Here is a 19446-nt window from a genome sequence, read left to right as displayed (position 1 = left end):
GATCATGGCTGAGATTTTATCTTTTTCTCCTGTTCTATTTCTCACTCTTCTAACTAGGGAATAGAGAATAGGGAATAAAGATTCGTAGTCAACATTTATCAAAATGGTATTAATTTATAGACTAATCTACTTTACTCCTTCTTCCTTCTTCAATTACTATCGTCGCCAAAGTTTAATAGTTCTGTCCTTACTACCACTAGCAATACTATTACCATCAGGACTAAAACTAACTGTATAAATCTCATCTGTATGTCCGGTTAAAGTATTCAGCAATTCTCCTGTTTCTAAATCCCATATCTTAATACTATTATCCTTACTGCCACTAGCAATATACCGACCATCTCGACTAATATCAACAGATACAACTTCAGCAGTATGACCAGATAGAGTTTTGATTAACTTTCCTGTTTTTAAATCCCAAATTTTAACTGTATTATCATAACTACCACTAACTATTTTTTCGCTATCTGGAGTAATCTTAACAGACCTAATAACTCCTTCGTGTCCAGTTAATGTATTAATTAATTCTCCTGTATCTAAATCTTCAATTTTTATAGTTTGGTCTGCACTACCACTAACCAATATTTTGCCATCTGAGCTAATAGCAATAGAATAAATTACATCTGAATGATCTGGGAAATTAAAAATTAAGAAACCTGTTTTTAAATCCCAAACTTTGACCGTTCTATCTCCACTAGAACTAGCAATTGTTTCATTATCGGGACTCATTGCAACTGACCAAATAGGTGCTCGATGTTCAAAAACATGAAATGGTTCTCCTGTTTTCAAATTCCAGACAATTACTCTCCAATCATAAGTACCTGCAACTAATTGAGTAGCATCGCTATTAAAGGCAGCTGACCAAATTGGAGAATTATCCGCAGGAAATGTGTTAATAACTTTTCCTGTAGGTATTTCTAAAATTTTTACCGTTGTCTCTCTACTACCAGTAGCCAGCATTTTTCCATCTGGACTAAATACAACAGTACCGACAGCAGCTGAATATTGAGATAAATCTTCTACTTGATAATTCTGCCAATTTTTACCTTGTTTACATTTTTGTAAAATATCCTGAGCTTCAGCAAAAATATTAGATTTTTCACTAATTAGAGTTGTTTGATTGATGCAATTTTCATAATTTCGGTCTGCATATAAGTTTCTCAATAAATTTAATTGTGCAGCTTCTTTTTGTTCTTTTTTTAATGCTTGCTGTTGCAGCATTTGATTATAATTTTGAAATTTAATATATCTATCAATAGCAAATATTACTACAATAATAATAGAAATAATTACTACAATTAACCACCAGTTAATAGATGATTTTTGATAGTTATTGAGCAATATTTTTTTGAATTTTATAAGTATAGATTTAGGTATTACTCTGTATTCTATTAATTCTACATCCTCCTGAGTCAATCCTAAAATTTGTTGTAGACGTTCTAACTCTTCACGAGTTTCATTACTAAATGGATATTCTTGTTGAATAGCAGCTCGTAATGTTTGTTCATATCTTTCTCCTTTCTCCTGATATTTACGGTAAGGATTTAATACCTCATCCTCAATTATTTCCGTTTCTTCTTGTGAGAGTTCTAAACTTTCTCGTAGTTCATCTAAAATTCTTCTCCCTACAATAGAAATATCTCCTCGATAGCTAGCCCGACGAACAATCTCTTCTCGATAAATTTCCCTGTTATCTATAGTTTGATTTGGATTATTGCTAATTTCTTTTAAATCTGCTATGACTTCTGCTGCTGACTGATAACGTTCGTGATAATTATAGCGGACCATCTTATCTAAAATATCTGCTAGACCTGTAGAACAATTTGTTAGGTGTCGCCAAAATATTTCTCTTTTATTACCATTTTCCTGATTTTTTAGTTTAGATAATTCACTACTAGGTAATCCTGTAATTCCCTGAATTCCCATCATTCCTAAAGCATAAATATCACTATTTAATTGTGGATTATATTCAAATTGTTCAATTGGCATATATTCCATCGTACCAATCCTTGCTGTTTTATTTTGTTGAGCAATATTAATTTCTTTAACAGCTCCAAAATCAATTAAAACTAATTTATGGTCTGATTTTCTTCTAATTAAATTAGCAGGTTTAATATCTCGATGAATCACATTATTTTCATGCACAAATCCTAAAATTTCTAATACTTCTCTGATAATTCTAATTATTTGGATTTCAGATAGAGCTTTACCTGGTAATATTTCATTATCTAGAGATTGACCAGGAATAAAAGATTGAACTAAATAAAATTCTTGATTTTCTTCAAAGTAAGCAAGTAGTTTAGGAATTTGATTGTGTTGAGATAACTTTTCTAGTATTTTTGCTTCTTGTTGAAATCTACGGCGAATGATTTCCAGAAATCTTTGGTCATAAGTATTTGGTTGTAAATGCTTAACAAAACATTGTGCTTCTCCAGGACGACGAATATCTTGCGCTAGATAAGTATGGCCAAATTCTCCTGATTCAATAATTTTAATAATTTTATAGCGTCCATCTAAAATATTTTTAATCATCTTGGTAGAGCCTTTTTTTTAATCGATTAAACCTTGCTCTTAAAGGCAGAGTTTTAATTAAGTAGTTGGGCGTAAATAAATTGACAGCCTTAAGTAAGGTATGAGGTAGGAGATTTTAGGATGAACTGTTCCCTGTTTCCGTGTCTCTCCTAATTTTCTAATTAATTTTAGCAACCTATCTTATGCCATAAAACAATTTACTTACATTTGTCATCTAAGATTGTTAAAATAGCAAAAAATCAAGATGAAAAAAATTAGTAGTGTCTCTATAGGAAAGTTAAAATTTAAAAGTCAAAAGTCTTAGATTTGTAAGACTATGAGTATTTTGTTAGTAGTAGATTATTTTAGCCAAGCTACAGTATATATATTTTGAAAATTATTTTATAAAATAAAATAGTTTTAAGCCTTAATATTGCTCTATGAATAGGCAAAAAGTAAAATTTTCAAGTGTCTTTAATTAATCCCTCACTAGATGAATTAAAGGTTTTAGGTAAGCATTTAACAGTCAGCTATTAGCCATTAGCTTGAATAGTTGATATTCATTAAGTGTATTAGACATAGGCGTGAAAAAGATATAGACTTTTTGCATCTAGTAGGGAACACTTAACTGGGAATAGGGAACAGGGAATAGATTTTCACGGCCAAAGCAGTACGAAAAATGATTTCGGAGAGTGACTTTGACAACTCTAGCTTATGTTAAATAAGGAGGAAGTTTATTTTATGGAGATATCTATTAGGTAGTAGGTCTTAGGAAAAATACTAATAAACTATAGCAATTCCCAAAAAGCGTGAGGTACAAAATTCGTAATTTTTAGGAAGTAGGGAGTAGGGAGTAGAAAAACAACTGTACCTCATTAGCTCAAGAAACGCTATATTCATTTTTCCCTAACCCTGATTTCCTATTGCTATTTACGCAGCATTCTATAGAAAAAGCTGACTTATAATAACTTAATTATTAGGGTTTTAGATTCATATTGATCAAGTTAAAATTAAATCAAAATAATCTCAATCAAGAAAATTTCCTGATTCAAACATGGAAAGTTAGAAATCTAAGAAACAGTTTATTAAATGAAAGTTAAATCCTTATTTAGGGATTTAGGGTGGCTTTGGGATATCACCGACATGAACAGGTGGGAATATCGACCCTTGCTCACCCTAGATGACAGCGGACAGCTTTCATCCACCGGGATTGACTATTCTGACTGTCTTAATATTTGCTTGATTAACAGTCTCTAACAATAACCCTTAATAATTAATTTCGGGGAATTTGTTACTCCAGAACATAAATTTATTCTGGTCAAAAGTGTAATATGGAAGTCTAAATAATGATTTAGGCCACCAAACACAAAAGCCAAATTTCAGTAGTGCTATCATAGATAGAAAGATAGCTAAAATCAGGTATAGGGAGTTAAGTGGATGAGTCACGAAATAATAGCAATCAATAGACCTGTTAGACCAAAAAAGCCAATTGAACCTAATTCTGCTAAGGAGACACTGCGCGAAAAAACTGAGTCCAAACAAGAAAAACCTACTCCAGTAAAAAACTTCTCATCAAGAACAGAAGGTACAAATCAACCAAGAAAACCAGAAAGACCAAGAAAACCAGGTAAACCAAAGTTAAAAGAATCTATTCAAGAAGCGACTAATGCTAGCGGAAAAATTTTTAGTTCGGGAGATAAAATTTTAGTATCAGCACCATGGTGCAGTCTGGTAGAAGCTGAAATTACAGGTTTTTATAAGAGTCCTGAAGGTTCAATCTGGGCAATTTTTCTTCCCCAAAAATCTTTACCTAACTGGAAATGGGAAAAAGGTTGTATCCGGGCAGAATTATTAAAACAACCATAATTAAGCTAATAATAGTAATATTAAATTCAGGATGCTCGGCATCTACAAATCACAACAAATATTTGAAAATTATTGTTGAGTTTTTTCAGGATGTATAACTGGGAGGGCAGTAATTTCAGTTATCAGTTATCAGTTATCAGTTATCAGTAAATCTGGCTGAAGTATGAGGCTTGAATATCTTATTTATTGTCAAAATTAACTGGTATCAGACTGAACTATCCCTCCCAAAAATATATCAAATCAACCAACTTCTCAAAGTACTGAAACTGCTAGTTTTCCTGAAGCCAATTGTTGATAAAATTGGAAAACAAAATTTTCTTGTTGTTTAGTTTCAATTGTATATTGCCGGGTTTGTCTGACCGTAGCGATCGCCTCAACTGCTGAATAACCTAAAGCTACTAAACAACAAGCGGTAACTGTTCCAGTACGTCCCAATCCAGCTTTACAATGAATTACTACTGTTTGTCCTTCTGTTACTACTTTCAGAATATTATTAATTAGATTGATAAAGTCATCTATTGAGGTAGGAATACTTTGATCTTTAATGGGAAATCTTATACTTTTTATTCCTTGTGCTTCTGCTACTTTTCCCAGGTTAGAAATTTGTATGTCTTCTAATTCATGTTCTTCTAGAAGTGTTATTAGTATATCTGTCTCATAATCTAAACGTAGTCGTAATAAGTCTTTATTCAAATCCCGATCCCAATCCAAGTGCATCCCAAAATTTTTCTTACCTGGAGCCAAGGTCATACCAATTTTACCCTTTAATTTGACTACTTCTGGTGTTAAAAAATCGACATTGATAGGGTCATTGTCAGAATTTTTGAGTTGTTTAATCATATTTAGATTAGCTACAAATAAGGATAATAATAATATTGATGCCTTTGTTTTAGCAGAGGAATTTTGAATAGTCAATAATATGGGGAGATATTTCAAGCGATCGCTCCCCAGGTTGAGAGTTATATATTACTAATTTGAGAGATAACTTTAATTTGTATCACTCATAAGAGATTGTTTGTAAAGGAAATATAAAAAGGAGATAGGGAACAGGGAACAGGGAACAGGGAACAGGGAACAGGGAATAGGGAATAGGGAATAGGGAATAAGGAGGAAGAAATCAAGACAAATATTTGTCGCTTAAAAATCTAGGAATATATGTACTGAATACTTCTCTACCTACCAAATTTCAATCTCTTGAAGTATTACCGCTTTTAGATTTTAGTCACTCGCATGTTCTCTTAATACTTATTTTACAAACAGTCTCTAATTTTGATATCGGAGTCATATTTGAGTTTTGTAGAAAATATCCTGAAACAAAAGAGAGAGCTAACAAAAGTCAAATTTTAAGACTGTTTATATATTTTGGAATTTTTTACTATAGTTAAAATTAAATTTGATAAATTTTACAAGTCATATAATTTTTTAAACCAGTTAATAAATATTTGAGCTTGGGGATGTTTTGGATTGAAAATTTTTTCCATCACAGCATTATGTAATTGGCGACCGGGAGGATTTTGCCAAGCTAACCATGTATGAATATTCGCTTTATCAGTATGATTTTCTATAAATGGTGCACCTATATTTTTAGCTTCCATAACAACTGTTTGTGCATAATTCCAAATAGGTTCATTTTCGTCAGGAATCATATAAGTCAGAAATGTTTCTAGCATCCCACCCATTTTATTATCTGGCATCATCCACACTCCAAATTTAACACCAGAATTAGTCGTATGAATTAGACCTTTTTCTGGCAAACTTTCAGGAAAATCAGGAATACTTGGTAAACAAACATTCCTAATAGTTTGCCATGTATTTTCTGGTTCGTTATCTGCATCAACCATTAAACCTAATGCAGAAAGTCCAGTGCTTTTTAACTGGGTAGAAATTTCATATCTATTTAGTAGTTCTGTTTTTGAACCACATACTTCAATCAAGACAATAGCTTCTTCTTTATTTTCACCCCAAGAAATGCCATTAGCTTCTATCAAATATGGAATAACTCTTTTATCCTCAGCACCTTCTACCAAGAGCTTATTTTTAGGAGGTAATTTTCTTCCTTTTTTTGCCATTACTATCGCACCTCTATGTCACGTTTTGCAGCAATAACAATTTCTGGTTCTGTGAAAACTACAGAACTATTTTTATCAGCTTCTATTCTGTGAATTGAAATTTCTTCACTTTCTAAACCTTCACTTTTAATCACATCTGCAAGACTACTCCAACAGTCACTATTATGAGTAGTAGCAAATACTTGAACATCTAATTTTTTCGCTGTTTTCCAAATAAGTTTCCACATATCAGACATTGTAGAAAAATGTAAACCAGTATCAATTTCATCTACAAGTAATACTCCACCTTGAGCAGAAACAAGAGCGATCGCTAATGCTAAAATTCGCCATATTCCTTCTCCCATACTGCCAATAGGTATGGGTTGTTTTTGGTCAGAAACTTTGACTCTAAATCCACCTCTTGCTCCTACATTTCTAGTACTTAAAATTCTAGTATTAGAACCGTATTTTTCAGGACCAATTGAAGCAATACGTTCAATTTTAGGTTCAATAATTTGTAGCGCTTCTAAGGTCAAATTTTCCTCTGGTGTTAATACAATTTCATCAAATAATTGAGTAATTTCGTCAATATCCAAAGATAATGGTGTAATAAATTGGGATTTTGTAACTGCTTCTGTAGTTATTCTAGATGACCTTAATATACGAACATCCATACCTCCATCAGGTGATAATCTGCGTCTTATGCTAACTTCTTTTTTTTTCCAATCAAGCATAAAAACAATATCTTCTAATTCATCTAGTTCATCACTAATTTCTTCTGAATTATCAAATAAATCTTTTTGTTCATCTAATTTATTCGGTGAATCTGCTTGTATTGAAGCAATTAGATTTTCCTGATATTTATCATTAGTTCCTACTATAGAAAATTTGCTTCCTACTGAAATTTCACGCCCATAAAACAGATGGCGAATATCTAGTTGTTTATCACGCTCCCTCCATAAATATTCTCCTCGGTAAAACATTATTTTCTGGAGTTGTGCAGGTTGGTACGCAGAATATAAGAGTTGAATTGCTTCTAAAATTGAGGTTTTTCCACTATTATTCATTCCTACCAATAAATTAACTCTGTTAAGTTGTTGAAGTTCAAAAGATTGGAAGCAACGAAAATTATTTATAGTCAACGATTTCAACATATGTATTTCCTGTTCATATCTATTTGAAAATATTAAAATTAATTTTAATATAGAATCCGTTTTAAGAGTCGTCCGCAGCGACAAAGCGAAAGCAATTTTTTCCCAAGAGCAATAACAGAAATATTTTCATTTTCTGAAGCTCCAAGAAATAGAGATTTTTTCCTCATCAAATCTTTCCCTCCCTCCTAGGGTGGAAAACTACTAACATTTTCATTATCTGAAGATCCCAAAAATTTCAGGGGGTCAAAGGATTTTTAGCTCCATCCTCACAATTTTTGTGATATTATAAAAGCTATAAGGTGTTGTTTGCCCCTGTGTATGACTTTTTATTCAACTCAATTTCCCGCTCAAAAAAACCTGTTCAATATTCAGGAATTTTCCCAAAAGCAATAACAGAAATATTTTCATTTTCTGAAGCTTCAAGAAATAGAGATTTTTCCCTCATCAAATCTTTCCTTCCCTCCTAGTGTGGAAAACTACTAACATTTTCATTATCTGAAGATCCCAAAAATTTCAGGGGGTCAAAGGATTTTTAGCTCCATCCTCACAATTTTTGTGATATTATAAAAGCTATAAGGTGTTGTTTGCCCCTGTGTATGACTTTTTATTCAACTCAATTTCCCGCTCAAAAAAACCTGTTCAATATTCAGGAATTTTCCCAAAAGCAATAACAGAAATATTTTCATTTTCTGAAGCTTCAAGAAATAGAGATTTTTCCCTCATCAAATCTTTCCTTCCCTCCTAGTGTGGAAAACTACTAACATTTTCATTATCTGAAGATCCCAAAAATTTCAGGGGGTCAAAGGATTTTTAGCTCCATCCTCACAATTTTTGTGATATTATAAAAGCTATAAGGTGTTGTTTGCCCCTGTGTATGACTTTTTATTCAACTCAATTTCCCGCTCAAAAAAACCTGTTCAATATTCAGGAATTTTCCCAAAAGCAATAACAGAAATATTTTCATTTTCTGAAGCTTCAAGAAATAGAGATTTTTCCCTCATCAAATCTTTCCTTCCCTCCTAGTGTGGAAAACTACTAACATTTTCATTATTCCTATAAACCGCTCCACCATCCGCGACTCTGCCTCCCGATGATTCGGCGGAAACTCCTGATAAACCTTCCCATTGGGAGGACTCACATAATAACTACACCCACCAATACTTCGTCCTATCGCACTATCCACAATTTCAAACACCAACGGACTATGAGATTCGATCGCCGGATGTAACAAACTTCCATACTTCCGCGCTCTATACCTTAGCGCGAACCTACACTATCCTGATTCGGCGAATCTCCCATCGCACCCCGCAACATTACCTGCAACCTTTCCATCGAGTCATCCACATAACGTGCTGTTCCTCCACCAGTCGTTTCTTCTCCCAAAACGTGCCAAGGTTCAATTGCATAACGTAACTCCAACTGCAACCCATCCCGAATTATCTCCCCAACTGTCGGAAAACGAAATTCAAAAAACGGCGCAAACCAGTCAAATTCAAATCCAAAATCTGCCGACTGTAAATCTCCAATTACCTTTTGCAAATCCTCTGAATTTTAACTTTTAACTTTTAACTTTTGAATTTTAACTTTTGACTTGCGCGTAGCGCTATAGCTATTTCTTATTCCCTTACAACCCAAATTTATTATCCTAAGCAAAAGACATAGTGCTATAAATGAGCGAGAGTCTATCAATTAGGAACTTCCAAATAAAAAATTGGTAGTCCTGCATAGTAATGGTGAGAATATATATTTTTTTAATTTCTCCCCAAACTCCCCAAACTCCCCACACTCTCTCCCCAAACTCCCCACACTCTCTCCCCAAACTCCCCACACTTCTCACACTCTCTCTACCATTACTATGCACCACCACCAAAAAATTATCCCATTAGCTATGAAAATAATGGAGTAGGGAGTAGGGAAGAAATTGAAAAAGTAAGGGAGTAGGGAGTAACCAGTAACGATAAAGCACAAAAATTGGGATAATTTATTTTCTGCTATTCCCTTAGATATTTTTTTAAGTATTATTACTGAATAGAATGTATTATTAAAGACTTTAATACACAATTATTTCCTGAATTAATAAAAGTCTATAGTTTTAATATAATTAGCTTTACAGGGATATAAGTAGGTTTTATAGAGCCGTTCAATCTATAGTATTATTCTATACTTTACATTTTAAGAAAGTAGATTTTATTATTAATTAAGTGGGGTTATTAACAGGATAACCACCACCATCTGAAAAATTAAACACACCAACCAATTAGCCAATTAATATGAAAATTTCAACAAGGATTACAACCCATATCCTAGCTACTGCTGTTGCTATAGTGCTGCCTATGTTACCGATTCTATTTGGTAATCTAATCAAAGATAATACCTCTAACCCCTACGCAAATCTAAAGTCAACGGATACTCCGAACTTAACTGTAGCGACGCCAACTCAACTTTCCCAGAAGAATGCCCCATGTCCACAAACCGCTCCACCATCCGCGACTCCGCCTCCCGATGATTTACCGGAAACTGCTGATAAATCTTCCCATTGGGAGGACTAACATAATAACTACACCCACCAATACTTAGCCCTACCATATTGTCCACAATTTCAAATACCAAAGGACTATGAGATTCGATCGCCGGATGTAACAAACTTCCATACTTCCGCGCTCGATACCGCACCCCTCCCACATACTCTCCTACCACACCTGTAGACCGCAAAGGTACCTGACGACCATTACACAAAACCACATACCTCGAAACCACACTATCCTGATTCGGCGAATCTCCCATCGCACCCCGCAACATTACCTGTAACCTTTCCATCGAATCATCCACATAACGCGCTGTTCCTCCACCAGTCGTTTCCTCTCCCAAAACATGCCAAGGTTCAATTGCATAACGTAACTCCAAATGCAACCCATCCCGCATCATTTCCCCAACAGTCGGAAAACGAAATTCAAAAAACGGCGCAAACCAGTCAAACTCAAATCCAAAACCTGCCGACTGTAAATCTCCAATTACCTTTTGCAAATCCTCACCTATATAATAAGGAAGAAAAAAGCGGTCGTGCAACATAGTACCCCAGCGAATCAAATCTCGGTGATAAGGTTGTTCCCAAAACCACGCCAGCAAACCACGAATTAACAACATTTGTAATAAACTCATTCTAGGGTGGGGAGGCATTGCAAACCCACGAAACTCCAATAACCCAAACCGACGACGCAGATTTTCCACCGGAAATAATTTATCAATACAAAATTCGGTGCGGTGAGTATTTCCCGTAACATCCACCAATAAATTTCTCAACAAACGGTCTATTAATTCTGGCGCAACTTCTTTTCCCGGTTGTAACTCTTGAAAGGCAATTTCCAACTCATACAAACTTTCATGTCGCGCCTCATCTATTCGAGGTGCCTGACTCGTCGGACCGACAAATAAACCAGAAAATAAATAAGATAAACTAGGATGATGTTGCCAATATGTGATTAGACTACGCAATAAATCTGGTCGTCGTAATAAAGGACTTTCTTCAACACTCTTACCGCCAATAGTAATATGTGCTCCTCCACCCGTACTTACCCGACGACCATCTAACTGATATTTCTCAGTTCCCAATCGACACAAACGCGCCTCTTCATATAAACTTGTCGTAATATCGACCAACTCATCCCAATTTTCTGCCGGATGAATATTTACTTCTATCACCCCTGGGTCTGGGGTAACTTGAAATCCATCTATTCCCGAATTGCCAGGAGGTGTGTAACCTTCAACTATTACAGGAATTTTTAGTTGCTTTGCCGTATTTTCAATCGCTGCAATTAAATCTAAATAACTTCTAGCAGAAGTCATGGGTGGAATAAAAATATGTACTTTTCCCTGTCGCGCTTCTGTGGTTAAAGCTACTCGAATAGAATTTTCAGGAGCTTCTAAGAATGTTGAACTTGGAGTTGTGGGAGGGTAGTTAATATCAACCGTTGCTTCAGGTTCCAAATTTTCTGCCCAAGAAATTGAACTAAGTGGCAAACGAAACCCTAATGGTGAGTCACCTTGAATTAGATATAATTTACTTTCCGGCAATTGCCAATGACAACTACTCCAATGGAGATTTTCATTTTTCAATACTGACAAAATTGGCAAAACATAACCCGCAGGTGTTTCAGTTTCCTCTTCATAAGTAGGGATAATGCAATTTGAATTAATGCCCAACTGTTGCGCAATAGTTTCTATAAAAATTTCCGCTTCCTTCCGAGTATGACCATAATCTTTGTTATCCTCTGCCATGAGAGAGCGATCGCCCCAAATAGGAACCCCATCTTTGCGCCAATAACATCCTAACGCCCACCTTGGCAAAGCTTCACCCGGATACCATTTACCCAAACCATAATGTAATAATCCCCCATTCTTGGCAAATCTTTTTTCCAGACGGTCTAATAATTCTCCCGCAAGTCGGCGTTTTTCATCTCCCAAAGCTTCTACTCGCCATTGGGGAGATTCAAAATCATCAATAGAAATAAAAGTAGGTTCTCCTCCCATAGTTAACCCTAAACCCAAACGTCTTAGTTTTGCCTCAACTTCCCTACCAAGGTTGTTAATTTTTTGCCATTCCTCTTCGCTATAAGGTTTAGTAGGTCTAGGTTTTTCTTGGTAGCGAGAAACCTTGACCGAAAATTCTAAGTTAGACTCGCAGGGTTCAGTTGTGCCTCGTACTGGATTTGCTGCTGTAGGTTCTGGAGTACAGACCAGGGGAATATGACCTTCTGCTACCAAGAAACCAGATGTGGGGTCTAGACCTATCCAACCTGCTCCGGGCAAATAAACTTCTGCCCAAGCGTGTAAGTCTCCATTGTCCGATTTTGGAGTAGGGGAATTATCAAGGGGTGGAATGTCTTCTTTCAGTTGAATTAAATATCCAGAAACGAAGCGAGCTGCTAAACCATAATGACGCAAAATTTGTACGAATAACCAAGCTGTATCTCGACAGGAACCTATTTTTTTTTGGAGAGTTTCTTCGCAAATTTGAATACCTGGTTCTAGTCTAATTTCATAATTAATTTCTTGGGAAAGTTTTTGATTAATAGAATTGATAAAATTAGTAGTATAGGTGTCTGTTTGTCTGTTTTTACTTATCCATTCTTGTAGTAAATTCCCTGATTCGGTGATTTCTAAAAAAGGAGTTAGTTGTTTGTTTAGCGAATTTTCATAAACAAAAGGATATTTTTCAGCATAACTTTCCAAGAGGAAATCAAAAGGATTTATTGGTTTAAGTTCGGCAATTATCTCAACTTCGATTTTAAGTTTATTTATTTTATTAAGAAAGTTAATTTTGCTAATAAAATTAGCATAAAGGTCTTGTTGCCAAGTAATTTGATATTCTTGAGGTTCAATTTTTAATGAATAGTTTTGAATCGGAGTACGACAATGAGGGGAAGGACGCAATCCTAACTGATGCGGTCCGAGAATAATAGGGCGGTTAAAGTTGTAAATAAGTTGATGATTAAGATTGACTTTTATTGACATTATTAATTCTGGTGTAAAAGAATAATTAAGTAGTTCTTGAGACTGTTTTATCCTATAGATAGTCTTATTTATAATGATGTATATAGAAAAAAAAAAATAAAAATTAGATAGTTATAGTTAATAATTGTACTAATTTTTAGATATTTAATGATTATTGATTTATGAGTAGGCTAACAGAGAATAGATAGCTTAAATTTGATGAATAAGAGTAAATTTTATATTCATTTTTATTAAATTTTATTCTAAGGGCTTTAGCAAGACGTTTAATCAGATTAGCCTAAATTAAAGTAAATAAAAAGTATATCAAGTCTTAGAGTAGAAATAATAAATTTTTATGTATTATTTATATTTTGTTCAAAGGGCATTGTACTATAAATAGGAAAATATAGTTGACCGAAGTTTATGATAATTTTTAATTGTCACAGAGAGATTTTCCCAAAAATATTGATGAATGAATTAGCTCAAAATTGATAATTTCGATTTAGGCTAGGAGGTAAGAAGATAGGTTAGTTACTGATGCTATTTATCTAGACAAAAACCACTTCTTCAAATGACTTTCATGGAGAAAACTATGAATCCTAATGTTGTTGAGTATACTGTGCAATTAGCCGCGTTAGCCTCTCTTGTAGATGGTCAAGCTAGCGACCAAGAGAAAGATGAAATTGTAAAATCAGTCTCCCACCATCTTTATTGTTCACCAGAGCAAGTAGCACCAATGCTTGATCGCTGGCTATATGAATATAAGGAGAGGGGAAAAGTCGGCAGCAATCCTAGAAATGCCGTTCATTTTGCTATTCAGGCATTGCAAGGTCTACAAGAATTTAGAGACAAACATATAGCTTTTTATATATGCGATCGTGTAGTTCGTAGTGATAGTCGAATAGCTCCTGAAGAAAACTATTTTATCCGAGATTTATCACGATTAGTATTTTCTTAGTTATTAAAACTTTCTTTGATCGAACAAGACATTAAGATTATCCCCCACGATAATCTTTGATTTTGTAGGGGGATTTTTTTTTGCATAAAATCTCACTTTTGTAGAACTAAAATTTACTATCTTTTTAATTTTTTACTCACCAAGGAAAAAATTATTGTGAGCAAGTATATTTATCTATGGAAAGTAACAAAAATAATTTAACTATAAACATAAACTGCAATACTCTAAAGCATTATTCATAAATTACCAAGCTACCATAGCACTACACAATTTATTTTTGGATTTTCCCTTATACCATGCCTAAAAAAAAGAATTTAGTATGAATAATTTGGTCAAATCAAATGGTTGAATCATATGTATGGAGTGTAGTAATAGAATTGTTTTAGGGTGAAAAATGATAATAACAGAGCCATTTAAGGCTAACTACTGAATACTGACTATTGACTACTAGAAACAGTCCAAATATTTGTAGCAAAAATAGATTGCGCTTGGTATTATATCTACTACTTGTTTAATCAGCAAAAGGTATTGTACTACAAATAGGAAAATTTAGTTGACCAGAATTTATGATAATTTTTAATTGTCAGAGAGAGAATTTTCCAAAAATATTGATGAATGAAATAACTTAAAATTGACGACTTTGATTTAGAGTAGGAAGTGAGAAGATTAGTTAGTTATTTATGTATCGTATAGATAAATAACCACTTCTCCAATTACTTTCATGGAGGGAAATATGATAAATCCTGAATCTGCTCAAAATATTGTCAAATTGGCTGCGCTGGCTGCCGTTGTAGATGGTCAAGCCTCCGATGAAGAAAAGAACTTCATTGTTGACTTGGGTTCTTATCTACTTAGAATTTCCCAAGAGGATCTCAGATTCAAGCTCGAATTGTGGATAAGGAATTATCAAGAAAAAGGTGCTGCAAACAATCCTGGAGTAGCCCTTGATTGTGCTGTGGATGCATTAAAGCCTTTAAAACTCTCTGAGAAGCACTTAGCCTTTCACATTTGCCAAGAGCTAGTTAACATAGATAAAGAAGCAAAAGATGATGAAATCTCCTTTATTCTAAAATTAGCCAAATTAACATAATTAACATCCTATTAATTATTACAGTCGGTCACTTACAACTTTTCAGCTAACAACTAAATTAGTCTCATCTCCCACAGATTAAATATTCTGGTGGGGGATATTTTTGTAGGTTTGCTGGAAAAAGGAAACCCAACAGCTATAGCCGGAAAATTGTGGCTGAGAAAATATTTTCAGGCTGATATTTTTGAGAATTGAGGTAGGCAGAGGAAATAATTTTCTAACCTGCTTTGTGAGTAAAGTTTGTCTGGGGTTGCCCCTGACTTGCTAACCGAAATCTTCTCTCTTCCTTATAACTAAATTAATATCATCTCCCACAGATTAAATATTCTGGTGGGGGATATTTTTGTAGGTTTGCTGGAAAAAAGAAAGCCAACAGAGTATAGCCCGAAAATTGTGGCTGAGAAAATATTTTCAGGCTGATATTTTTGATAATTCAGCCTAGGACACAAAATAATTTTCTAAAGTGCTTTGTTAGTAAAATTCATGTGGGGTTGCCCCTGACTTGCCAACGGAAAATCTTCCCTCTTCCTTATGACTAAATGAATATCATCTCCCACAGATTAAATATTCTGGTGGGGGATATTTTTGTAGGTTAGTTTGAAAAAGTAAACCCAACAGATATAGCCAGAAAATTGTGGCTGAGAAAATATTTTCAGGCTGATGTTTTTGAGAATTCAGCCTAGGACACAAAAGAATTTTCTCAACTGCTTTATTAGTAAAGTTTCTGTGGGGTTGCCCCTGACTTGCTAACCGAAATCTTCTCTCTTCCTTATAACTAAATTAATATCATCTCCCACAGATTAAATATTCTGGTGGGGGATATTTTTGTAGGTTAGTTTGAAAAAGTAAACCCAACAGATATATCACTAGAATTTTGGCTGAAAAAATATTTTCAGGCTGATGTTTTTGAGAATTCAGGTAGGCAGAGGAAATAATTTTATCACCTGCTTTATGAGTAAAGTTTATGTTGGGTTGCGCTGGCGCTTAACCCAACCTACAGTCTTAATTTTTCCTAACTTGTAATTATCCGTGTATCTGTGCCAAAATCTCTGTCTAGCTTGCCTTCGTACTTTTAATCAATCAAAATATCTTCCTGAGATTCTTGACAATCATATAACCAATTTAAATCCGGCATTTCATCAAGAGCTTCCTTAAGAGCAACCTCCCAGAACTTCCTAACCTTAGCCAAATAGGGGTCGCCCAAACGCATTTGTAACCGATGCCGAATTTTAAAACTATCCTTTTCATACATCACCAAATTAATCGGCGGTCCTACAGAAAGATTAGATTTCATAGTAGAATCTATTGAAACCAAAGCACATTTAGCAGCAGCCTCCAAAGAAGTATAAAAACTCAAAGCACGGTCTAAAATAGGTTTCCCATATTTCGTTTCACCTATTTGTAAAAAAGGCGTTTCTTTAGTAGCAGAAATACAATTTCCTTGAGCATAAATCAAAAATAATTCCGGGTCTTGCCCCTTAATTTGCCCTCCCAATAAAATACTGCATCCTGTATCAATTCTGTCCTGTTGCAACCAAGAGCGGTCTTGCTCTAAAATTTTTCGAATTTTCCCCCCAATGTAGCGAGCAATTTCATAAAGGGTAGACAAATTATGAAGATTAGTACCCTCAGAAATTTTTAAATCTTTTTTGAGTTCATTAACGACTCCCTGAGTAATTGATAAGTTCCCAGAAGTGCTAATCAGGATGACCCGCTCTCCAGTTAAAGAAAAATCAAACAGCTTCAGATAAGTCGAAATATAATCAACTCCCGCATTAGTACGAGAGTCAGAGGCCATTACAATACCAGATTCAGTAATAATACCGAGACAATAAGTCATGTCTGAATTAAGTCAAAAGTCAAGCGAGTGGGTAATTTTAAGGTCTCCATTTCCTGCGGAAACGCTCCGCGAAAAGAATGTAAGACAGACTCAAGGCAGTTAAAAGTCAAAAGTCAGAAAATAATTCCTGGACTTCTCACATGATCAAACATTTTGGCAAAATTTTTGTGATTTTGTTGTGCAGGATGCAATTTTCTTAAGGATTTATGAGTAGTCTCATATAGGCAATTAAACTTATTCATCCGAAAAACCAATTGCTTTAGGTATAGCCATCTGCTCTCATAAATGTTAATATTCTTAACATAGTATGGATTTATGTAAAGGCCACAAAAATTATCTGAAGCGCTAAGAAAACAAAAAAGTCTAATTTAGCCAAATCCCACTAGGATTATGTACTAAATCTAAATTCCAAAATAGTAAAACTTATTTTATTGGCAACAAATGTCCATCGATCTAAATAAAATTTGAACTCTTTGGTCATATCTAAAAAATCTAAAACCTATAATTTAGACCCTCTCTAGGCCAAATTAATCATAAATGGTCAGAGAAAAAACTTTTTTAAGAAAAATTCAAGAAAAGCGTAATGCCCGCCCGCTTTTCTTGCTACCTCAAAGTAGAGTTATCTAGCGGGAGAAAGATTATGAAGATTGGTAAAACCTCAGACATTGATTCTGTACGCACTTATCTAAGAGAAATTGGTCGTGTTCCCCTATTAACCCACGAAGAAGAAATTCTTTACGGAAAACAAGTCCAACGCTTAACAGCCTTACAAGAATTCAATCAGACTTTAGCTGAAGCATTAGGTCGTAAGCCAACATTAACAGAATGGGCAGATGCCAAAAATCTCTCAAAGAGTGAATTGCAGCGAATTATCAGGGAAGGTGAAAGAGCAAAGCGCAAAATGGTAGAGGCCAATTTACGCTTGGTGGTATCTGTTGCTAAAAAGTATATCAAACGAAATGTAGATTTGCTTGATTTAATTCAAGAAGGTACTATTGGTATGCAGCGAGGAGTAGAAAAGTTTGACCCTACCAAAGGTTATAGATTTTCTACTTATGCTTATTGGTGGATTCGTCAGGCCATAACTAGAGCGATCGCAGAAAAAGGCCGTACAATTCGTTTACCTATTCATATTACAGAAAAGCTGAACAAGATTAAAAAAGTCCAGCGCCAACTGACTCAACAGCTAGGTCGTTCTGCAACGACTGGTGAAATAGCAACAGAACTAGGTTTAACTCCAAAACAAATTCGGGAATGTTTAGAACGCGCTCGCTTACCTTTATCACTTGATTTGCGAGTGGGAGATAACCAAGATACAGAGTTAGGAGATTTGTTAGAAGACACAGGAGCTTCTCCAGAGGATTATGCTCTCCAGTCTTCCATGCGGACTGATTTAGAATTAATCATGGCTGACCTTACTCCTCAACAAAAGCAAGTTTTGGCCTTAAGATTTGGCTTAGAAGATGGGCAAAGTATGACTCTATCCAAAATCGGCGATCGCCTAAATATTAGTCGTGAAAGAGTAAGGCAAATAGAGCGGGAAGCTTTGAGTAAACTTCGTAAAAGAAAACAAGATATGAATGATTATTTAGCTAGTTAAGGATAATCAACTGCTTTGAGAAACTTATACAAACTTGGACATTAACCTAATGTAATGTTATGTTTCTGCTTCGGGGAAACCGATACACCGAAGCAGAAGATTTGTTTTTTTGATGGTCTACAGACTAAAGATGAGAATTGCTCTACGGTCAGTACCCATAAGCCTGGAAATCTTTGGTGAGAGACTGGGGATGGGAAACTGGGGAGAGATGACAAGTGATAACTTATAACTAAAATAACACCTTAGTGGTTATACCAATAATCACAAGTTTTGTTATGATTTAACTTTATTTTTCTAAATATAGCGTTACGCATTAAGGTCTTTGACATTTATAAATCCTGAAACCCTTTGAAACTCTACGATTCCCGATTCCCGATTCCCGATTCCCGATTCCCGATTCAAGTAGCACTATACTATTTATTGACGTAATTTGATTGTTTACTAAGCTATGTTATTTCTCTGGTTATTTTAACCACCTTCTAACCGTAGTATTACTTTTGATAAATAGTATAATAAACGTTATACATAAGTAGTCGTGTAAAATAAATTTCCTAGTTGAGAGAGGGAACAGGGAACACTTAACTGGGAATAGGGAAAAAGAATTGATAATTTATGGATAAGATTGGAGATGTAGAATAAAATGTGTAATTAATTTTGCATAAGCAGTAATGTGTAATTAATTTTGCATAAACACTTAAATATAATCATATATTGAATTTCCTACTCAGGTTACTAATATTAACTAAGTTCGTATTTTACCTAAGCTAAATTGCTATATAATAGAAGTTGTTTACACTGTTTCCGATGTAGAGCAAAAACAATCTAATTACGTTACAGGTATTGATTTAGGATTAACTAATTTAATGGCTATAACTTCAAATCAACCAGG

The 19446-nt window shown here is 34.5% G+C and carries 12 protein-coding genes; 4 read left to right on the top strand and 8 right to left on the bottom strand.

Going from position 1 to position 19446, the window contains the following annotated elements:
- Positions 1-156: 156 nt before the first annotated feature.
- Positions 157-2532 carry a protein kinase domain-containing protein gene (locus tag ACP6PM_RS33125; protein WP_426591102.1) on the bottom strand — a complete coding sequence of 792 codons (2376 nt, stop codon included), beginning with the start codon at positions 2530-2532 and terminating at the stop codon, positions 157-159.
- Between the two features lie 1416 nt (positions 2533-3948).
- Between ACP6PM_RS33125 and ACP6PM_RS33120 the strand changes: the two genes are divergently transcribed.
- Positions 3949-4377 (top strand): hypothetical protein, encoded by a 429-nt coding sequence (locus ACP6PM_RS33120; RefSeq protein WP_293106189.1) that lies wholly within the window; start codon positions 3949-3951, stop codon positions 4375-4377.
- Positions 4378-4629: 252 nt separating this feature from the next.
- On the opposite strand, the gene ACP6PM_RS33115 is transcribed toward ACP6PM_RS33120, so the two are convergent.
- The 6 genes from ACP6PM_RS33115 to ACP6PM_RS33090 form a co-directional block, all read right to left on the bottom strand.
- Positions 4630-5217: a cyclin-dependent kinase inhibitor 3 family protein gene (locus tag ACP6PM_RS33115; protein ID WP_426591101.1), complete on the bottom strand. Its 588-nt coding sequence runs from the start codon at positions 5215-5217 to the stop codon at positions 4630-4632.
- A gap of 563 nt (positions 5218-5780) precedes the next feature.
- Positions 5781-6446 carry a DUF3226 domain-containing protein gene (locus ACP6PM_RS33110; RefSeq protein ID WP_426591100.1) on the bottom strand — a complete coding sequence of 222 codons (666 nt, stop codon included), beginning with the start codon at positions 6444-6446 and terminating at the stop codon, positions 5781-5783.
- Between the two features lie 2 nt (positions 6447-6448).
- Positions 6449-7579, bottom strand: coding sequence for an AAA family ATPase (locus ACP6PM_RS33105; RefSeq protein WP_426591099.1), 1131 nt, complete (start codon positions 7577-7579; stop codon positions 6449-6451).
- Positions 7580-8579: 1000 nt separating this feature from the next.
- Complete coding sequence (locus ACP6PM_RS33100) at positions 8580-8810, bottom strand: transglutaminase family protein (protein ID WP_426591098.1); 231 nt, start codon at positions 8808-8810, stop codon at positions 8580-8582.
- A gap of 26 nt (positions 8811-8836) precedes the next feature.
- Positions 8837-9118, bottom strand: a complete 282-nt coding sequence (locus ACP6PM_RS33095; protein WP_426591097.1) for a transglutaminase family protein — start codon at positions 9116-9118, stop codon at positions 8837-8839.
- Between the two features lie 837 nt (positions 9119-9955).
- Positions 9956-13090 carry a transglutaminase family protein gene (locus ACP6PM_RS33090; RefSeq protein ID WP_426591096.1) on the bottom strand — a complete coding sequence of 1045 codons (3135 nt, stop codon included), beginning with the start codon at positions 13088-13090 and terminating at the stop codon, positions 9956-9958.
- Positions 13091-13661: 571 nt separating this feature from the next.
- On the opposite strand from ACP6PM_RS33090, the gene ACP6PM_RS33085 reads away from it, so the two are divergent.
- Both ACP6PM_RS33085 and ACP6PM_RS33080 read left to right on the top strand, forming a co-directional pair.
- Positions 13662-14027, top strand: a complete 366-nt coding sequence (locus tag ACP6PM_RS33085) for a tellurite resistance TerB family protein (protein ID WP_426591095.1) — start codon at positions 13662-13664, stop codon at positions 14025-14027.
- A gap of 733 nt (positions 14028-14760) precedes the next feature.
- On the top strand, positions 14761-15117 hold the full coding sequence (locus tag ACP6PM_RS33080) for a tellurite resistance TerB family protein (protein WP_426591094.1): 357 nt from the start codon (positions 14761-14763) through the stop codon (positions 15115-15117).
- Between the two features lie 1072 nt (positions 15118-16189).
- On the opposite strand, the gene ACP6PM_RS33075 is transcribed toward ACP6PM_RS33080, so the two are convergent.
- Positions 16190-16957, bottom strand: coding sequence for a proteasome-type protease (locus ACP6PM_RS33075; RefSeq protein ID WP_426591093.1), 768 nt, complete (start codon positions 16955-16957; stop codon positions 16190-16192).
- 640 nt (positions 16958-17597) lie between these two features.
- Between ACP6PM_RS33075 and ACP6PM_RS33070 the strand changes: the two genes are divergently transcribed.
- On the top strand, positions 17598-18557 hold the full coding sequence (locus tag ACP6PM_RS33070) for an RNA polymerase sigma factor, RpoD/SigA family (RefSeq protein ID WP_426591092.1): 960 nt from the start codon (positions 17598-17600) through the stop codon (positions 18555-18557).
- Positions 18558-19446 lie beyond the last annotated feature (889 nt).

Origin of the sequence: Dapis brunnea BLCC-M229, from assembly GCF_050015995.1 — a bacterium.
Classification (GTDB): Bacteria; Cyanobacteriota; Cyanobacteriia; order Cyanobacteriales; family Microcoleaceae; genus Trichodesmium.
Note: the sequence above shows the minus strand (reverse complement) of the source record. Positions and strands in the feature narration are given on the sequence as shown.